A 19,137-nucleotide genomic window follows, 5' to 3' on the forward strand; every position below is an offset into this window, starting at 1 on the left:
ATTTTAGGATTCTGCTTCTGAAAAGAGGTGTTGGAAAGGCTAATAGGTCTTAGGGATAGCTAGGGGAACCGGTGAAGTGCTGGGAAGGGTGCTAGGATAATGATTGTGCCAACAAAAAAGTCCTCGTCCAAATGGACGAGGGCTTAGGCTAGTTTGTGTAATAAAGATTTGTGCCGGCGAATTTTGGTTCGCAAGTGACCATAACTCCGAGGTTTCGGAAGGTTTCTTCGTCAGCTTTTTGCAAGATGACCGTACTATGTGCTTGTAAGTTGCGTAAGTTTTGTAATTGATTTTTTGCAGCTTCTGCAGCAGGGTTAGTTACAGCAGAAATGCTTAACGCAATGAGAACTTCCTTACTGTCTAGCGAACGGCGTTGGTGTTTGAGGATGTCTTGTCCGAGTTGGCCAATGGCGTTTAAAATCACTGGAGGTAGGAGATGGATAGAGTCTCCGATTTCTGCGAGTTCTTTAATACAGTTGAGTAAGCAAGCAGCGCTAGCAGTCATCGTGTCTGTTTGTCTACCTGTAATAATTTTTCCAGTTGGTAATTGGAGTGAAACGACCGGAGTGTTGACTTCTTTCTCTTTTTCAAGGGCAACAGCTACGACGGGTCGATCCTTTGCAGAAAGGCCACATTCTTCCATAATATATTTACCGCGCTGAGCCGCTTCTAAAGTTCCAATACCCCGTTTGTAGTCGCATTGACCGGCATAGTAACGGCGAATAATTTCTTGATTAGAAGCTTCGCGAACGACTTCATCATCAGTGATAGCAAATCCAACGCGATTCACGCCCATATCTGTTGGAGAGTTGTAAGGGATTGGAGCGTCACCGTAAATCTTCGTCAAAATACGACGTAATAGAGGGAATGCTTCAATATCTCGGTTGTAGTTCACCGTTGTTTCGCCGTAATGCGCAAGGTGGAAAGTGTCAATCATATTCACATCTTCTAAGTCGGCAGTAGCTGCTTCATACGCCACGTTAACAGGGTGGTTGAGCGGTAAATTCCATACAGGGAAGGTTTCAAATTTAGAGTATCCTGCACGGCGACCGCGTTTGGTTTCGTGATAAAGCTGGCTTAAGCAGGTTGCTAGTTTTCCACTGTTAGCACCAGGAGCTGTTACGACGACAAGAGGACGTGTTGTTTCGATAAATTCATTTGCGCCATATCCTGCGTCACTCACGATGGTTTCCACGTCCATAGGATACCCTTCTGTGTAGCCATGCGTATACACTTTGATACCACGTCGCTCAAGGGAGTTTTTAAATTGAGTAGCAGCAGGTTGCCCTGTGTATCGTGTGATGAGGACACTATTGATTTTGAGGTTCCAATAGTGTAGGTCGTCCATTAAGCGTAGAACATCTTGATCATAAGTGATTCCAAGGTCACCGCGAATCTTGTTTTGTTCAATATCACCAGCGTATACACAGATGATAATCTCTGCTTTGTCTCTTAGGCGGTGGAGTAATTTGATTTTTCCGTCTGGGTCAAATCCAGGTAATACTCGCATTGCATGGAAATCACCAATTAGTTTGCCACCAAATTCCAAATATAATTTGTCATAGGCATTCACCCGTTGAAGAATGAACTGACTTTGTTCTTCTAGATATTTCTCACTATCAAATCCTAATTTCATACGACAACCCCCTTCAATTCATTTCAGTAGTATAGCATAAAAAGGAGGGGGAATTCTATACAAAATCAGCAAAAAAAGCCTATAGGAAAAAGAGTTGCAAGTGGTATAAGGGCAGAGTAAAATAGTATTGGACTCACTCAAATTAATGGAGGACGATTCAATGAAAAATATGATGGATTATGTACAAGAGTTTGGAAAGGACTCGTTTGATGAGAGACCTTTCTCTGAAATTGACGCCCTTGTCTTAACGGAATTAGGATATTCACCTCTAGAAGAAATCGTTTCTTCAGATATGAGTGGAAAAGAATTTTCAACGGTTGAAGAGATTGCTCACTATATGGGGGAAAATGCGGAGAGATTATTGAGAGATAATCCGATGATGATTACGCAAGAAAGAGTCGATTTAACGCAGGAAATTGGAAAAGCGAAACGATATCAATCCCTTAAGTTTTTTGGGATGAAGAGCGAAGTGGACTCAGATATTACGAAACAATTCGCTGCATTTACAGTGGAAATCAAGCCCAACGTGCGCATCGTGATTTACCGTGGAACAGATGAAACGTTGATTGGTTGGAAAGAGGACTTTATGATGACGTATTCTCCAATTATTCCAGCGCATAAAGATGCCAAGGAATATTTGGAACAACAGGCGAAGTTGTTTGATGGGGAAATTCTTTTGTCAGGACATTCAAAAGGAGGAAATCTAGCCTTATACGCTGCCTCTACCCAAGAGAAAGAAGTTCAATCGAGATTAGGGAAAATCTTCTGTTTTGATTCTCCAGGATTACACCGTTCAATTTTAGAAACGGAAGGCTATCACGCAGTGGTTCCGTTAGCGATGCGTTACATTCCTCAAGACGCTTTGGTAGGATTACTTTTGGAATCTGAAATTCCTTATGTTATCGTTAAAAGTAATGCCTTTGCTGCTCTACAACATAGCGCTTTGACATGGGAAATTGAAAATGGACAATTTGTAACGATGGATCAGCTGACAAAAAACAGTCAATTAAATGACCAAACGTTTAAAAAATGGACTGAAGAAGTGAGTGATGAAGAACTAGAACTGTTCTGGGACGTGTTCTTCGAGCTTCTTTTTACGATTGGTTTAGATACGATTAATGATGTGTTTGGCAAATTTATGCATTATGTTCAGGAGTTCTTCAAAGCTGCAGGGCAAATGGATGAAGAAAAACGTGAACTACTCACTCGAGTAGCGTTACTTTTACTACAGACTCGCTTCGATGTATGGAGAGCTTCTATTAGTTTTGCGGATACATTTAACGTCGAATTTCCGAGCTGGGATGATATTTTAACGAGCATTCATTGGAAAAAAGAAGGGATTTCAATTACATATCAGGCAAGCCAGGAGAATGAAGAGATTCGAGAATACTATCAACAGCGACACGAACAAAAGAAACACGAAGAGAAATAAAGTTACAGCTTTACTTCGAATCTTTAAATTGATTTCTTTTCTTCGTTCTTCCAAGGAAAAAAGAAGAGAAAGAGAGTTGCTCAAAATTCACTTATAAGTGATTTTTGGGCAGCTCTCTTTGTTTCTATTATTTTTCGCGTTCAATTGCGATGGCAACGCCCATGCCGCCGCCCACACAAAGTGAAGCAATGCCGAGTTTACTATCTAGTTGCTCTAGAGCATTGATCAGTGTGACAACAATACGTGTACCAGAAGCACCGATTGGATGACCTAGTGCAATTGCCCCACCAAATGGATTTACTTTTTCAGTTGGGATTTTCAAGTCTTTAATGACAGCCATGCTTTGTGCCGCAAAGGCTTCGTTCAGTTCGAAGATATCCACTTTTTCAAGCGGGATACGGGTGCGTGCTACTAATTTCTCGATAGCTGGAATAGGTCCAATCCCCATGATTGCAGGATCTACACCTGCTTCTGCATATCCTTTTAGAGTTGCTAGAATAGGTAGATTCATTTCTTTGGCATATTCGCGAGTGGTCATGATAACACAAGCGGCTCCATCATTGATTCCTGAAGAGTTTCCAGCAGTAACCACTCCGTCTTTTTTGAAGGCGGGTTTTAATCCAGAAAGACTTTCCAGTGTTGTGTTTGCACGGGTGAATTCATCGCTATCTTTGAAGTCGTCAGATTTTGTCTTGCGATTGAAGACTGCGACTGGAGTAATTTCCTTCTCGAAATGTCCTTCTTCTTGTGCTTTAGCAGCTTTTTGTTGAGAAGCCACAGCGAAAGCGTCTTGTTCTTCGCGTGTAAATCCGTATTTTTCAACGATGTTTTCAGCGGTAATGCCCATCGCGTCCATTGAATAGGCGTCTGTTAACCCATCATTAAATAATGAATCGACTAAAGTAACTGGTCCGTTTTTTGGAGCAAAGCGTTGTTGTAATAAATGAGGTGCTAAACTCATATTTTCCATACCGCCCGCTAAGACGATTTTAGCATCTCCTAGTCGAAGGGATTGTGCTGCAAGAATAATGGCTTTTAATCCAGAACCACAAACTTCATTGACCGTTAAGGCTGTACTAGAATGGAGTAGACCTGCTTTTAATCCTACTTGTCGAGCAGGGTTTTGGCCAAGTCCAGCTTGTAAAACATTTCCGAAAATCACTGTATCAATTTGGTCGGGAGATAATTTGGCTTTTTGGATAGCGGATTTTGCTACCGCTGTTCCTAATTCAATCGCAGAGGTTGTAGCAAATTGACCTCCGAATTTACCAATGGCAGTCCGTGTGGCGCTGACAATGACAATATCATTTCCGTTCATATCTTTGATTCCTTTCTATAGTAGATTCACTTTCATCTCCACTATTTTATAAGATTTTGCCTCTAAAACCTAATTTTTAAACGTTCTAAATAGTAAAGAATTGTTTAAATTATAGAACAAATAGTAAATTCAATTGTCCAGACGGCAATTTTTTGCTAGTATAGTTGTTGCTAAGATAGAACAAGAAGCCCAACATGTGGTTAGGGCTTTTTCGTAAAGGAGAACAACAATGAATATAGGAATAGATAAGATTGGCTTTTTTGTGCCACCAACTGCACTGGATATGGAAACATTGGCAGTTGCTCGTGGAGTAGAGCCAGCTAAATACACGATTGGTATTGGACAGTCTACAATGGCAGTAGCTCCAGTCACACAAGACATCGTGACTTTAGCCGCAAATGCAGCTTTATCGATTATTGATGATGCTGACCGCGAATCTATTGATATGATTTTATTTGGAACAGAAACGGGAATTGATCAATCGAAATCAGCTGCAGTTTATATGCAACGAATGTTAGGGTTATCTAACCGTGTTCGAAGCGTAGAATTAAAGCACGCTTGTTATGGGGCAACAGCAGCCCTTCAATTAGCAAAAGGGCATATCGCATTAAACCCTTCTTCAAAAGTATTGGTCATTGCTAGTGATATCGCTAAATATGGATTGAATTCAGGTGGAGAACCTACTCAAGGAGCTGGTGCGGTAGCCATGGTTGTTTCTGAGTCACCACGTTTATTAGTTTTAGACAATGAAACAAGCTTGTTTACGGATGACGTAATGGACTTTTGGAGACCAAACTATGAAGCCTATCCATTAGTAGATGGTCAATTTTCAAATGAACAATACATCCGTTTCTTCTCTGAAGTGTGGAAGAACTATCAAGAAAAGACTCATTGCGAGTTTTCGGACTTCGAGGCCATTTGTTTCCACTTACCGTATACGAAGATGGGGATGAAAGCTTTCAAACCGTTCTTAGAAGAAATGAGCGAAGAAGAAAGAGAACGTTTCACGGCAAGATACCAAGAAGCGTCTATTTATAACCGTCATGTCGGAAATATTTATACAGGATCATTATTCCTAAGTTTTATTTCGCTATTAGAAAACAGTTCTGTGCTAGTAGCTGGAGACCGCATCGGATTCTTTAGCTATGGTTCAGGAGCAGTTGGGGAATTCTTTGCTGGGGAATTAGTTGAAGGATTCGAAAATCAATTGCATATTGCGGAACATAAGGCTTTGCTTGAAAACCGTAAAATGTTAACCGTTGAAGAATACGAAGAAATCTTTATGGAAGTTGTCGATTCTAGCGGTGAACAAACTTTCACACGTGAAGACAATAGCCCAGTGACACTCACAGGAGTTAAAAATCACGAAAGACAATATACTATAAAATAATCAAACAACCGACCGTAGCCTCCAAGGTTACGGTTTTTTATTGAGTGCAAGACTGCAAAAATAAAAATGTAGCATATATGCTACAGTAGCATATATGTTACATTTCGAATTTTAAAATTAAAAGTAAAATATAAACGTTGAAATGATGCGGTTTTTAGCGGTATATTCAACAGCTGGCTTTTGGTTTAAAAGTACAAATGTAGAAAATTATAGTAAAAATTCCGATAAAAATCAAAAAATTTTTCAGATTCTACCCGATTCGAACCACCAAAAAGCTTCGGAAACCCCGGTGGGATGCACTTTCTAACACTTCGCACAGCATCCTTTTAAATGAGTGGTGAAACACTTTTTTTCATTTTTTTATAAGGAGGTTGAATAAAATACACAAAAAGTGATACCGAAGAAAGTTGCGGATTTTATAATCGCAGTAACAGGGGGTTGCATCGAATGTGAATTAGGCGGAGTAGGGACTTGTCCCGTACTCCGAGTTTGAAGCTTCGAAGGTGCAAGGCCAAGGCTTGCACCGGTGCCCTGTAACAGCGATTATAAAATCCGCAAGGATTCAAAGGTATCACTTTTTTGTGCGTATTTTATAGTCAGTTTTTGCGATTTTATGGTATCCTATGTAAAGAGAAAATGAAAGAAAGTAGTAGCACCATGAAGAAAATCATCGTTATCAACACTGGTGGTACGATTGCCATGAGTGAAGATCGCTCAACGGGCAGCGTAACCCCAACAGGAACAAACCCATTAACAAACTCAGATACTCTTTTTGCGCCTATCGCAAGTGTCGTTGTAGAGGACTTATTTAACTTACCATCCCCACATATGACGGAAGAAAAAATGTTGGAAGTTCAAAAGAGAATCGTCCAAGCACAAAAGGATGGTTTTGACGGAGCTGTGGTCACTCACGGAACGGATACTTTAGAAGAAACCGCGTATTTCTTAGAGTTAACAACAGATGGAACCTTCCCAATTGTTTTAACCGGAGCGATGCGTTCCAGCAATGAAATCGGGGCAGATGGATTAGCGAACTTACGCAGTGCCATTATTACGGTAACGAGTCCAGAGAGTGTGGATAAGGGCGTTCTTGTCGTGATGAACGATGAAGTCCATGCAGCAACGTATGTGACAAAAACACATACTACGAATGTTGCGACGTTCCAAACACCAACTTTTGGACCGCTTGGCTTAGTGTCAAAGAGTGAAGTTATTTACTTCCAAAAATTCTTACATCATGAATACTATCCAATTAAAGAACTCGTGGATAAGGTATACTTATTGAAGGCGTATGCTGGAATGGATTCGATGTTATTTGATGCCATTGCCGATTCAGATGCCAACGGATTAGTCATCGAAGCTCTTGGGGCAGGGAATCTACCGCCAACGACACTTCCTGGATTGCAACGTTGCTTGGATAAAGGAATTCCAGTCGTGCTCGTATCCCGTGCCTTTAACGGTGTGACGTACGATGTATATAATTATCTTGGCGGAGGCAAACAGCTACGTGAAGCAGGGGTAATTTTCACTACAGGGCTGAGCGGACAAAAGGCTCGTGTAAAATTATCGGTGTTATTAAGCGCTCATGCGAATAGAGAAACAATCGTTAGAGCATTTCAAGTATAGGAAAGAGGAATAGAAATGGTTAGAAAAATAGGACGAATGGTTCGTCAATATGAAGGAAAACCGATTATTTACGGCATGCCACTAGAAAATCTTACCGCTTGGTTTGAAGCAAAAGGCGAAAAGAAATTCAGAGCAGGACAATTATGGGACTGGCTTTACCGCAAACGTGTAACCAGTTTTGAAGAAATGACAAACTTACCAAAAGCACTGATTGAAGAGTTACAAGAAGAGTTCACATTCCCAGTGTTAAACGAACGTATCAAACAACAATCAACAGACGGAACACGTAAATTCCTCTTTGAATTAGCAGACGGCCTCTTAATCGAAACGGTATTAATGCCTCAGGAATACGGATTATCCATCTGTGTGACGACACAAGTAGGATGTAATATCGGATGTACTTTCTGTGCCAGCGGAATTATCGCAAAACAACGTGACCTTGTTGCTGGAGAAATCGTAGCGCAAGTCATGCACGTACAACGGACCTTAGACGAAGTGTCTCCTGGGGACCGTGTCAGCCATATCGTTGTTATGGGAATTGGGGAACCATTCGATAACTATGATAACGTGATTAAATTCTTGAAAGTGGTCAACTCTGATAAAGGGCTTGGAATTGGGGCTCGTCATATCACTGTATCTACAAGTGGTCTGGCTCCAAAAATTCGCGAGTTTGCTGACGAAGGCTTACAAGTGAACCTCGCATTGTCACTTCACGCGCCGGATAACGATACCCGTTCTCGTATCATGCGTATCAACCGTAAATATCCAATCGAAGTCGTGATGGATGCGATTAATGAGTATATTGCTAAAACCAATCGTCGTGTAACCTTCGAGTACATCATGCTCGATCACGTGAATGATTCGGTGGAACAAGCGCAACAACTAGCGGACCTTCTTGCGGACAAGAAACGTCTCTCATACGTGAACTTAATTCCTTATAACAAAGTTCGTGAACATGATCAATACGAACGTAGTGGAAAAGAACGCGTAGTCGCCTTCTACGATGTCCTAAAGAAAAACCACATCAACTGTGTTGTTCGTAAAGAATTCGGACATGATATCGAAGCAGCCTGCGGACAATTACGTTCAAGTCAAATGAAACGTGACCGCGCTGAAAAAACAAAAGTATAATGAAATAGATGAACCGCACCTGAATGGGTGTGGTTTTTTCTGTAAAAATCAAATAATAGCAAATATTTTTATAGGATTTTGATTGAATAATACTAAAAAAATCTATTTTTAAAAGAAAAATTTGCTATAATATCAATAAAGGAAGCGGTAACAAATGTAAAGTAATCCAATAAGGAAAGGAGTCGCTCGAATGTTAGAAGTTCATATTCAAAATTTTTCATATGGGAAAAAAGAGATTCTAAATCAGATTGACTTGCATCTTCCATCGTCTCAGATTATTGGGCTAGTAGCACCAAATGGTGTAGGAAAATCTACGCTTATCCAAATACTATCTGGACATTTAAGAAATAACGGTATTTCGGTATCTTATCAAGGGAAGAATTATACAAGCGACACATTATTTATGAGACAGCATATCGTGAAGATGCCGGATCAATCTGAATTATACGATGAGTTAAATGGAATCGAGCATTTGAATTTCTATGCCTCGATGTGGAAGGTAGCTTCTGGAACTGTTCAAACTGTGATAGAGCAGTTAAAAATGGAAGGCTATATTCATCAAAAAGTGGGCGGATATTCACTCGGGATGCGGCAACGCCTTTGTTTTGCATTGGTGCTAGTTACAAAAGCAGATTACATGCTTGTGGATGAAGTGATGAACGGGTTAGATCCTGATAATGTGGAATTGATTTCTAAAGTGTTGAGACAGTTACGAGATGAAGGAAAAACGATTGTGATGGCCTCTCATTTGCTGAACAATCTCGATTCGATTGCCGACAAGATTTATTTTATGAAGGAGAAACGAATTGCCTTGGAATATTCACCGCAAAAAGAAGGCATCGATACACTTCAATTGACTTTTATTTCAAAAGAGTATTTCGAAAAGTTTGTAGAGCAATTTCCAAGAGAAGTAGAAATGATGAATCGCGAAGGAAAACAGCTTAGCATTCACCTTACGGATGGGGAGCTTCCAAAAGAAAAATGGAAGTGGATACTAGAAAACATCCATCAATGTAGTGAAATTAAGATTGGAGCAAAAGGTTGTTACGCCCTTTATAAAGAACTGTACGGATAATACAATCGAAAGTTGAAAAAGAGAGGAGAAACTAGAATGAGAACACAATTACTGTTGATTGTTCGAAATCGATTAATGAAAATTCAGTTCATCGGTTTTGTATTGCTGATGGTTGTTTTTCTTGTGATGAATTTTCAACAAAAATCTTCTCTCAATGAACTTTTGAATAGCACTTTAAATCAAGGAGATAAAATTCATTTGATACTAATCAATGAATATGAAGAGGAAGCAAAGAAAAGAAGTTTAACGGAAACAGAGGAAAAATGGTTAGAGGATGCAGTTGCTTATCATCGTTCAGTAACAGCGTTTCAAAAGCAAGATTATAAAACCTATTTAAAAGAACAGATTCATTTTTGGGAGTTGCGACTTGAATTAAGAGATAAAGAACAATCGCCCCTTCCGATTTACAATACAATTGGATTTAATCCTAGTAAGCAGGAACAGTTAGAGTATAAGAATGTTAAACAATATTTAATGGAATTTCGTTCTTTAGAGGAGCAGGGTCGCTATCAATTAGACGACATTTTACAAATGGAGAATCGGATTTTTTGGATGGAATGGACAAGATATACGGAACCAATGATGTATTGGTTACCAGTTCTATTTTCAATCTTGCTACTATTTATCAGTCCTATTCTGTTAGATGATTGGAAGCATCGTAGTATGTTAGCGGTGAAGCCGATTCGTGAGTGGAAATATTTATTACAAAAGATGAGTAGTTACTGGTTGGTAAACATGGCGCTTGTAATTCTTGTTTTATTTGTAGTTTTCTTAGTACAGAGTTTATCTTTTGGCTGGGACACCTTCACTTCGCTGTTACTTGTATTTCGTGGGGATGAGGAGGTTCTCATGCTTCCATTACAATTTATCGGAATCGTCCTACTCTTTGCAGCGTGTGTGCTCCTATTCTTAATCAATCTTGTCGCATGGTGTAATCAGTTGAGTAGAAATAAGATGGTAGGGTTCATCGCAGGGCTGATGGTTATTTGGGCAGAGCCTATCTTCCGTTCTATGAAGATTTATCCTTCTTTTGCAGACAAGTTGCCACTGTACTATGTGAACTTTGGCTCTGTCATTCAAGGAATGAAAGATGATTTTTATGCGACAGGTACATTTACGATTTCAAACGGATGTGCCAGTTTACTTGTAGGAGCGTTCGTGTTCTTCTTATTTACGGTTGGAACTTCTTGTTGGCAAGAGCGTCAGAGACGAGGGGGTTCGGTATGAGTAGATGGGTTCAGTTAGATAGAATGCATTTAAAAAAACGAGGCTTTTTCTATAAGATACCGCTTCTTATTTTAGTGGTTGCGACGCTTGTCATTGGATATCATCGCGTTACAGGGAAACCGGCCTTAAGAGATGTGATAGAACGACAATTTGCTCAGATAGATAATCTGAAAGATTCATTTGAGAACCAGGTGACAATTGATGAAGATACAAAGAAAGAGATGGATACTACTTTCCAGGCTCTTTACCAAACCTATGCGCAAGAAAATGGGATTTATACAGTGAAGGGGAAAACGGAGCGGCTGATTCCGATTTATGAAAAACGATTGGAATTGGTGGAATCTCTTCTAAGTCGTATCCCAGAAGAATGGGCGGATTCGTTAGAGAGTCCTATGCAAATTAAAGCTAAAGTTCAATTATTCCATTATTTAGTTGGAAAAGAGATATCCTACCAAACTTATTACCAGTATGGTGATTTTATACAGACGATTTTCCAACTTCTTGGTTACGGTATCCTTGTCTTCTTTTTCCTTGTGCAAGTAGGGGGATATTTAGAAAGAAAACAACGGCACCGAACGCTACTAGAAGTAGTGCCGATTTCTAATAAAGAAGAATTATTGACAGAAACGCTCTATTCTTTGAAATACTTTTATGCTTTTCCTAGTCTGCTGGTGATTCTGCCTGTTGTGGCTTATGGAATCCTAATTCAAGAGAATGTTTTTCTGTTCCCTGTATCGTATGTGTCAAATGGGGAAACAATCTTTATTTCAGCGATTCAAGGATTCCTATTAGCGATTGGATATCCATTGTTAGCAATTATTGGGTTATTCATTGCACAGATGCTGCTCTTTTCTTTGATTAAAGATACGATGGTATCGACGATTGTCCTCTTTATCCTTGGCTATTTGACTATTGGAGGATATTCTTTAGGGACTATTTTACCGATTAGTGTGTTACCAGCTCTACAACAGGGAGTGCCGCTTGTGATAGGAGCTATTGTAGGAGTGGCCTTCTCCATTTTGTTTATTGGCATAAGACTAAAAAATATAAGGAAGTGAGGAACTAAGAAATCCTCACTTTTCTTTTATTTTCCGTCCAAAGTCCTATACACATTGGATTAAGACGATGTTAAACTATGAGCATAATAATTTGAAGTGGAGAGATTTAGATGAAGGTGATTTTCCAAAAATTTAAAAAAGAGGTGTTCGTGACTATTGCGATTTTAACATTAATTGCGACCTCTCAATTATTAACAAGTATTGTCAATGCAGAGATTTTAGACTATTTAGTAAAAATGGATATGAACGGGTTTATCCGTGAGACGATTCTTTTAGTCGCAATTTTTGCTTTATATTTGTTGTTTACCTATATGTTGATTCGCTATCAAGCGTTCTTTGAACAAAAGGTAGTTACTTGGTTACGAGATCGAATTAGTCATGCCATAAAAAATACTTCTTATGAACGCTTTTATGAGAAAAATAGTCAAACCTATATTTCTTGGTTTACAAGCGATATGGAACAAATTAGAACAAAAGCTTTTACTCCCACGGTTGAAGTCGTTGGGGGAGCCATCTCTGCTGTATTTTCTGCGGTAGCGCTATTTATGTATCATTGGTCTATTGTATTATTAACGGCTTTTTGTATTGTTCTGATGGCGGTATTACCCGCATTGTTTTCCGGAGAGTTAACAGCTAAAACGATGAAAACATCTGAAGAAAATGAGCATTTTTCAAAACATGTTTCGGACTTATTAAGTGGATACGATACTTTATTCGTATTTAGAAAGTTGAACTATTTGACTCATAAAATCCATGAAAGATCTGTCAAAGTTGGAGATACACAACGAGATTTTAGTAAAACAATGGCAAAAGTTGCTGTAAGTGGTGGAATTAGTAATTTATTTTGCCAAGTTTCTGTCTTTGTTTTAACAGGATATCTAGCCTATATCGGAGAAGTAAGTATCGGTAGTATCATTGCTACAACAGGCCTTAGCGGAATCATTTTTAATGTGCTTGGAAATATCAGTCAAAAAATCGGTTCGATTAAAAGTACAGCTCCTCTATTTGAAAAATATGAACTACTTGAGTCTGCGCAAAATAATGAGAATGTAGATAAAGAAGATTCTCATACGTTAATTGAAGTATCAGACGTCTCTTTCAATTACGGAGAAAAGGTGATTTTAAATCATGTCTCTCTTGGATTCAACGAAGGACAAAAATACGCGATTACTGGTGAAAGCGGAACAGGGAAATCAACGCTATTAAATATTATCGCTGCTAAATTAACTGAGTATTTAGGAGAAGTGAAATTTGCTGGGGTCGATGTGAAGAAACAATCCTATGATGAGTTATATCGTCAAATGGTCTATATCGCCCAAAAGCCACATATCTTCACAACAAATATTCGCGAAAACGTAACGCTCACAGAAGAGTATACGGACGAAGAAGTTTGGGAATCTCTTGAAAAAGTTGGACTCGCAACCATTGTACGAAACTTGCCACAAGGATTAGATACCGTTCTAGGCGATGGCGATTCAAATTTATCCGGCGGTCAGTTGCAACGCATTGCCTTCGCGCGTGGACTCATAAAAAAACCAAAAGTCTTCTTGCTGGATGAAGTTAGTTCCAACTTAGACGAAAAGACAACCATTGAAGTATTGAAACCAATCCTAGAAGATAAGAGCGTGACAGTCCTATGGGTAACGCACCATCTTCCTGAAGACTTGAAAGAAACAATCGATCAAACGATTCAGATGAGTGAGTTGAATCATGTAAATTAAAGAAAATGAAGAGCCTTCCTACTGTTAAATAGGAAGGTTTTTTAATGTAATATTCGATTTAATGCGATTTTTTCTTTGAAAAGAGCCAAAAATGATGTAATAAATGAAAAAAATATGACTAAGAATCTAAGAAAGTTCTACGAAAACGTTACAGGAAGATATCGAATATTGCAGAAACATATGTTCTTGTCATTTGTTTGTAATAATAACATCAGAAAAAGTCAAAAAAATTAAGTGACCTTAACAAAGGGCGTAAAATCAACACTTTCATTTTTTTTCATGGTAACATAATTGCATTCATTAAGTTCGCGGCTCAAAAAATTTATGCGAACGAGATTTTTGAATTCTATAAAAGAGTCAAAAGTCGGAAAGGAAAATATGAAACCAATCAAGAAACAATTGATGATGGTGACAGCATCAATTGCACTATTTGGCTATGCAGGTTTTACAGCAAATTCAGCAAGTGCAAATGAAGTAGAATGGACAGCACGTACTGTTGAACAAGTAAAACAAGATGTGAAAAAAGATGACAAAGGGGTACAAGAGTACACAATTAAATGGGGAGATACTTTATCAGTAATCTCTGAAGCAACAGGCGCTTCACTAGATTCACTTGTTCAAGTAAACGAGATTCAAAATGCGAACCTTATTTACCCAGGAACAGTATTACGCTTCTCAGCAGACCAAAAAGAAGTGACTGTCAATAATGGCTCTCAAGAACATTCTTACCGTGTTCAAGATAACAAAGAAGTTAAAGAAGTAGAGAAGTCAGAAGCAACAACTTCAGCAAGCAATGAGACTGCACAAGCAACTCAAGCAACTGAAACAACACAAGCTGCTCAAACGACTCAAGCTGCTTCATCAAGCCAAAAGGGCTACTACTTAACAGTAGAAGCTACTGCTTATTCATATAATGAAGCTGGTTTATCAAGCTACACTGCTGATGGAACAAACCTTGTGAATGAACCAAATGTGATTGCGGTTGACCCAAGTGTCATTCCATTAGGATCATATGTTGAAATTCCAGGTTACGGTATTTTCCGTGCTGCAGATACAGGTGGCGCGATTTACGGAAACAGAATTGACGTTCACTTAGTGAATTTAAATGATGTTTATAACTTCGGACGTCGTACAATTACTATTCGAGTATTACAATAATCACTGAATAGAACTTAACTTAACTTTTTGAGGAGTCGGGCTTACTAGACCCGGCTCTTTTTTAGTTCAAAAGAAAGTTAAGAAAAGGTAAGACCTGACTAGAAAACTAGGAAAGAGTTTAGAACTATGGTATATTAATACCATCGATTAAAAAAGAAACCAATAGGAGAGGGAATTTTATGAAGAAAAAATTCACAGGAATGTTAGTGCTTGCTTCAACTTTAGCATTAGCAGCTTGCTCAAATAATACGAATTCAGAAACAATTGCTACTACAAAATATGGTAATGTGACAAGAGAAGAATTTGTGAATGCAATGAAAGATACCGTTGGGGAACAAACTTTACAACGTTTAGTCTTAACAAAAGTGTTAGAAGGATCAGTAGAAGATTCTAAAAAATTAAAAGAAGATGCTGAACAAGAAGTTGCTAAATTAGTAGCTCAATATGGTGGTGAAAACGGCATGTTAGCTGCTTTGAAACAAAGCGGAATCGCTTCAGTAGATGCATACCGTCAAACTATTTACTTAAACAAATTAATGACGGCTGCTGTTAAAAAGGCTGCAGCATTTACAGATGAAGATATTAAAAAATACTACGATGAGTGGGAACCCCAAATCAAAGTACAACATATCTTGATTGCTGCTAAAGCAACCGCTTCTGATGAAGAAAAAGCAGCTGCAAAAGCAAAAGCAGAAGAATTAATTCAAAAATTAAAAGATGGCGCTGATTTCTCAGAATTAGCAAAAGAAAACTCTGCCGATACAGGTACAGCTTCTAAAGGTGGAGAAATCGGACCTTTCAAACGTTCAGATATGGTGAAAGAGTTCTCTGAAGCATCTTACAACTTGAAAAATGTAGGAGATATCACAGAAACTCCAGTTGAAACTCAATTCGGTTACCACATTATTAAGATGTTAGACAAAGGTGAGAAGAAACCATTTGATGAAGTGAAATCTCAAATGGAAGATGAAATGTTACAAGCAAAATTAAAAGATTCAGCATACTTACACCAAACAATGGTGGATTTATTGAAAGGTGCTGACGTGAAGATTTCTGATGAAAGCTTACAAAATGCATTGAAGAACTTCTTAGATGCAGCTGATTCAACAACAACATCTTCTAAATAATTCTTATACAGCATTTGCTGATAACGAAAACGAAATTTTCCTCGAGGGGCTATTTAAAATAGCTTCTCGAGGATTTTTTATGAGCAGATTTGTGTTTTTAGTGTCTTTTCTGTTAAAAAGTGTCTTTACTTCATAGATAACCGTTGACATATTAGAGAATAGCTGTATAATTCAATCTATAACGCGATGAGATGGAAAGTAATCTTTGAGGCATTGGTAGAGAGCTTGGGGTTGGTGAAACCAAGTAGTGATAAGAAGATGAAAATGGCCATTGAGTGGACTTTTTGAGCTTGTGAAGTAAGGAAAGTACGGGGCGCCCGTTATAGCGACACGATTTCAAAGAAGAATCAATGGAATCGATTGAGGTTTATTCAGTGATGAATGAACGAATAAAGGTGGTAACACGGTATTATTGAAATGATCGTCCTTTGTCCATTTTGGGCAGAGGATTTTTTTATTGTGTTCGAAAAAATGAGGGGGAATGGGTAGACAATACAGGTTGATGAAAAATAATAAATACAATTATTGGAGGAAAAACAATGAAAATCAAACACTTATTTTTAACGGCAATTGCGGCGATCACATTAGCTGCATGTGGCAGTCAAACATCAAAAGAAGAAGTAAAGGAAGCTACTACTGAAGCAGCTCAAACGGTTAAAGTTGCAGTTGTCGGAAGTGCAGCCCATGAATTATGGGATTATGTTGCTGAAAAGGCGAAGAAAGAAAACATTAATATCGAAGTTGTAGAAATGAACGACTATGTTTTACCAAATACAGCTTTAGAAGAAGGTTCAGTTCAAATGAACGCCTTCCAACACCGTGCATACTTAGCGCAATGGAACAAAGATAAAGGGAGCGATTTAAAAGAAATCGGAACAACTTTCATCACACCTTTATACTATTTCTCAACAAAATATAAATCATTAAAAGATTTACCTGAGAAAGCTAAAGTTTTAGTTCCTAAAGAGGTAGCGATTCAAGGTCGTGCATTAGTAGCGCTACAAACTGAAGGATTAATTACATTGAAAGAGGGCGTTGGAACAAAGGCGTCACTAGCAGATATTACAAGCAACCCTCGTAATTTAGAAATCATCGAAGCAGAATCTGCTCAAGCTCCTCAAATGTTACAAGATGTGGATGCAGCTTCTATCAATGGTTCAATGGCTCAAGATGCTGGATTGAAGATTGAAGATAACATCTTTACAGATGCAAACCATTTAGATACGATTCCAAAAGATCGTTATAACATTATCGTTGTGAATGGAAAAGATGCAGACAACCCAGTTTATAAAAAAATCGTTGAATTATACCAAACAGACGATGTTGCTAAAAAAATGGATGAAATCGGTCCTGGACAATATTTCCCAGTTTGGAAATCTGAAAAATAATCAAGTATAGAAAGAAGTAGCTTTGGGCTGCTTCTTTTTTGTTGTCTCTATAGTTTAAAAACTATAGAGAAAAATGGATGATGTAGTTTAATGTTCGATAAATCATGAATTCTATTTACTTATAAAAGCTATAAAATAAATACGTTAAACAAAATAACGAACAATAAAATAAATGATGTTTAAAATAGTTCGATATTTATATTGTTTTTCTATTAAGTTTTCTGTATACTAAATTCATCACTCATTCTTTTATAAAGGGGTTCGAAATATAATGGAAAAGTTTTTTAAACTGAAAGAGAACGGCACGACGGTGACTACTGAATTCTTGGCAGGGTTAACGACATTTTTCGCGATGTCTTACATTATTTTTGTCAATCCGAACATTCTAAGTAAAACAGGAATGCCATTCCAAGCGGTCTTCTTATCAACGATTATCGCAACAGTTGTCAGCACATTAGTGATGGGTCTTTTCGCAAACGTTCCTTACGCATTAGCACCAGGGATGGGGTTGAATGCGTTCTTTACATTTACAGTTGTGTTCGGCCTTGGATTCACTTGGCAAGAAGCATTAGCAATGGTATTTATTTGTGGTTTATTCAACATTTTCATTACGGTAACTAAAGTTCGTAAGATGATTATTAAAGCCATTCCGGTCAGTATGCAACATGCCATCGGGGGCGGGATTGGGATTTTCATCGCTTATATCGGTTTAAAAAACGCCAACCTATTAGAATTCCTTTCTGATTCAAAAACGATTACTCAAGTAAATGGTGCTGCGTATAATGTCGCAACAGAAGCATACAAAGGCGGCGTGTTCAGCGTGAATTCAAACGGTGGAATCGTTCCATCTCTTGTAAACTTCACGTCTCCAGGCGCCCTCCTTGCAGTTATCGGTTTAATTATCACCGTATTCTTATTATTGAAAAAAGTTCGTGGGGCCATTCTTATCGGGATTGTGTTAACGACACTTTTAGCCATCCCAATGGGCGTTGTGGATTTATCAAAAGTCAGCTTTGAAAGTAACTCACTAGGAGCTGCGTTCAACGATTTAGGCACAACCTTTATGGCCGCTTTTGGTTCAGAAGGAATCGTGAAACTCTTCTCTGATCCAGCGCGCTTGCCATTAGTATTAATGACGATTTTCGCATTCAGCTTATCGGATACATTTGACACGCTTGGAACGTTCATCGGGACAGGTCGTAAAACGGGTATCTTCTCTGAAGAAGACGAACGTCAACTTGAAAACGGATCTGGATTCTCTTCTAAGATGGATAAGGCTTTATTCGCAGATGCGATTGGGACTTCTATCGGGGCTGTCTTTGGTACTTCTAACACTACAACTTATGTTGAAAGTGCAGCCGGAATCGGTGCAGGTGGACGTACTGGTTTAACAGCAGTCGTTACAGCAGGTCTATTCCTATTATCAACCTTATTAGCACCATTCGTGGGCATCGTTCCTGCAGAAGCGACAGCACCAGCGTTAATTATCGTTGGGGTGATGATGCTTTCTTCATTTGCTGATGTGAAATGGGACGAATTGGACGAAGCGATTCCAGCATTCTTTGCAGGTATCTTTATGGCACTTTGCTACAGTATCTCCTACGGTATCGCAGCAGGATTCATCTTCTACTGCTTAGTGAAAGTCATTACTGGTAAATCAAAAGACATTCACCCAATTTTATGGGTCGCTACAGGATTATTCATCCTTAACTTCATTATTTTAGCTCTTCTATAAGAATCAAAATCAGCTGAAAGTGAACAAACCTTTTTAAACTTTAGCCATAATCAGGCACCTAGGCATTTTTGCTTAGGTGCTTTTCCTTTTATTTCATGATAGGATAGAGAAGACA

The 19,137-nt window shown here is 38.5% G+C and carries 14 protein-coding genes and 1 other annotated feature; of the genes, 12 read left to right on the forward strand and 2 right to left on the reverse strand.

Going from position 1 to position 19,137, the window contains the following annotated elements:
* Nucleotides 1-148 precede the first annotated feature (148 nt).
* On the reverse strand, nt 149-1,636 hold the full coding sequence (locus NQ540_RS02010) for a DUF1846 domain-containing protein (RefSeq protein WP_005607375.1): 1,488 nt from the start codon (nt 1,634-1,636) through the stop codon (nt 149-151).
* Nucleotides 1,637-1,796: 160 nt separating this feature from the next.
* On the opposite strand from NQ540_RS02010, the gene NQ540_RS02015 reads away from it, so the two are divergent.
* Nucleotides 1,797-3,068, forward strand: coding sequence for an Mbeg1-like protein (locus NQ540_RS02015; RefSeq protein WP_156780462.1), 1,272 nt, complete (start codon nt 1,797-1,799; stop codon nt 3,066-3,068).
* 127 nt (nt 3,069-3,195) lie between these two features.
* On the opposite strand, the gene NQ540_RS02020 is transcribed toward NQ540_RS02015, so the two are convergent.
* A complete protein-coding gene (locus NQ540_RS02020) occupies nt 3,196-4,386 on the reverse strand; it encodes a thiolase family protein (RefSeq protein ID WP_005607372.1) in 1,191 nt (396 codons plus the stop codon).
* A gap of 229 nt (nt 4,387-4,615) precedes the next feature.
* Here NQ540_RS02020 and NQ540_RS02025 point away from each other — a divergent pair, with 229 nt between their 5' ends.
* The 11 genes from NQ540_RS02025 (at nt 4,616) to NQ540_RS02075 (ending at nt 19,022) form a co-directional block, all read left to right on the forward strand.
* Nucleotides 4,616-5,776, forward strand: a complete 1,161-nt coding sequence (locus NQ540_RS02025) for a hydroxymethylglutaryl-CoA synthase (RefSeq protein WP_005607370.1) — start codon at nt 4,616-4,618, stop codon at nt 5,774-5,776.
* A 657-nt stretch (nt 5,777-6,433) separates the two neighbouring features.
* A complete protein-coding gene (locus tag NQ540_RS02030) occupies nt 6,434-7,402 on the forward strand; it encodes an asparaginase (RefSeq protein WP_039849278.1) in 969 nt (322 codons plus the stop codon).
* Between the two features lie 15 nt (nt 7,403-7,417).
* Complete coding sequence (rlmN, locus tag NQ540_RS02035; RefSeq protein WP_005607366.1) at nt 7,418-8,533, forward strand: dual-specificity RNA methyltransferase RlmN; 1,116 nt, start codon at nt 7,418-7,420, stop codon at nt 8,531-8,533.
* A 190-nt stretch (nt 8,534-8,723) separates the two neighbouring features.
* Nucleotides 8,724-9,608 carry an ABC transporter ATP-binding protein gene (locus tag NQ540_RS02040; RefSeq protein ID WP_005607365.1) on the forward strand — a complete coding sequence of 295 codons (885 nt, stop codon included), beginning with the start codon at nt 8,724-8,726 and terminating at the stop codon, nt 9,606-9,608.
* Between the two features lie 36 nt (nt 9,609-9,644).
* Complete coding sequence (locus NQ540_RS02045) at nt 9,645-10,835, forward strand: ABC transporter permease (RefSeq protein ID WP_039849217.1); 1,191 nt, start codon at nt 9,645-9,647, stop codon at nt 10,833-10,835.
* The gene (locus tag NQ540_RS02050; protein WP_005607361.1) at nt 10,832-11,893 is read left to right on the forward strand and encodes a hypothetical protein; all 1,062 of its coding nucleotides are present in this window, start codon (nt 10,832-10,834) and stop codon (nt 11,891-11,893) included. The genes NQ540_RS02045 and NQ540_RS02050 overlap by 4 nt, the downstream gene beginning before the upstream one ends.
* A 110-nt stretch (nt 11,894-12,003) precedes the next feature.
* Entirely contained in the window at nt 12,004-13,614 is a 1,611-nt protein-coding gene (locus NQ540_RS02055) for an ABC transporter ATP-binding protein (protein ID WP_005607359.1), read from the forward strand.
* Between the two features lie 378 nt (nt 13,615-13,992).
* Nucleotides 13,993-14,772 (forward strand): 3D domain-containing protein, encoded by a 780-nt coding sequence (locus NQ540_RS02060; protein WP_039849216.1) that lies wholly within the window; start codon nt 13,993-13,995, stop codon nt 14,770-14,772.
* 179 nt (nt 14,773-14,951) lie between these two features.
* Nucleotides 14,952-15,899 (forward strand): peptidylprolyl isomerase, encoded by a 948-nt coding sequence (locus tag NQ540_RS02065; protein ID WP_005607355.1) that lies wholly within the window; start codon nt 14,952-14,954, stop codon nt 15,897-15,899.
* Between the two features lie 177 nt (nt 15,900-16,076).
* Nucleotides 16,077-16,331: a binding site (T-box leader), on the forward strand.
* A 107-nt stretch (nt 16,332-16,438) separates the two neighbouring features.
* Nucleotides 16,439-17,287 (forward strand): MetQ/NlpA family ABC transporter substrate-binding protein, encoded by an 849-nt coding sequence (locus NQ540_RS02070; protein WP_005607353.1) that lies wholly within the window; start codon nt 16,439-16,441, stop codon nt 17,285-17,287.
* A 271-nt stretch (nt 17,288-17,558) separates the two neighbouring features.
* Complete coding sequence (locus NQ540_RS02075) at nt 17,559-19,022, forward strand: NCS2 family permease (protein WP_005607351.1); 1,464 nt, start codon at nt 17,559-17,561, stop codon at nt 19,020-19,022.
* Nucleotides 19,023-19,137 lie beyond the last annotated feature (115 nt).

Origin of the sequence: Granulicatella adiacens ATCC 49175 (genome assembly GCF_025150565.1) — a bacterium.
GTDB classification, from domain to species: Bacteria; Bacillota; Bacilli; order Lactobacillales; family Aerococcaceae; genus Granulicatella; species Granulicatella adiacens.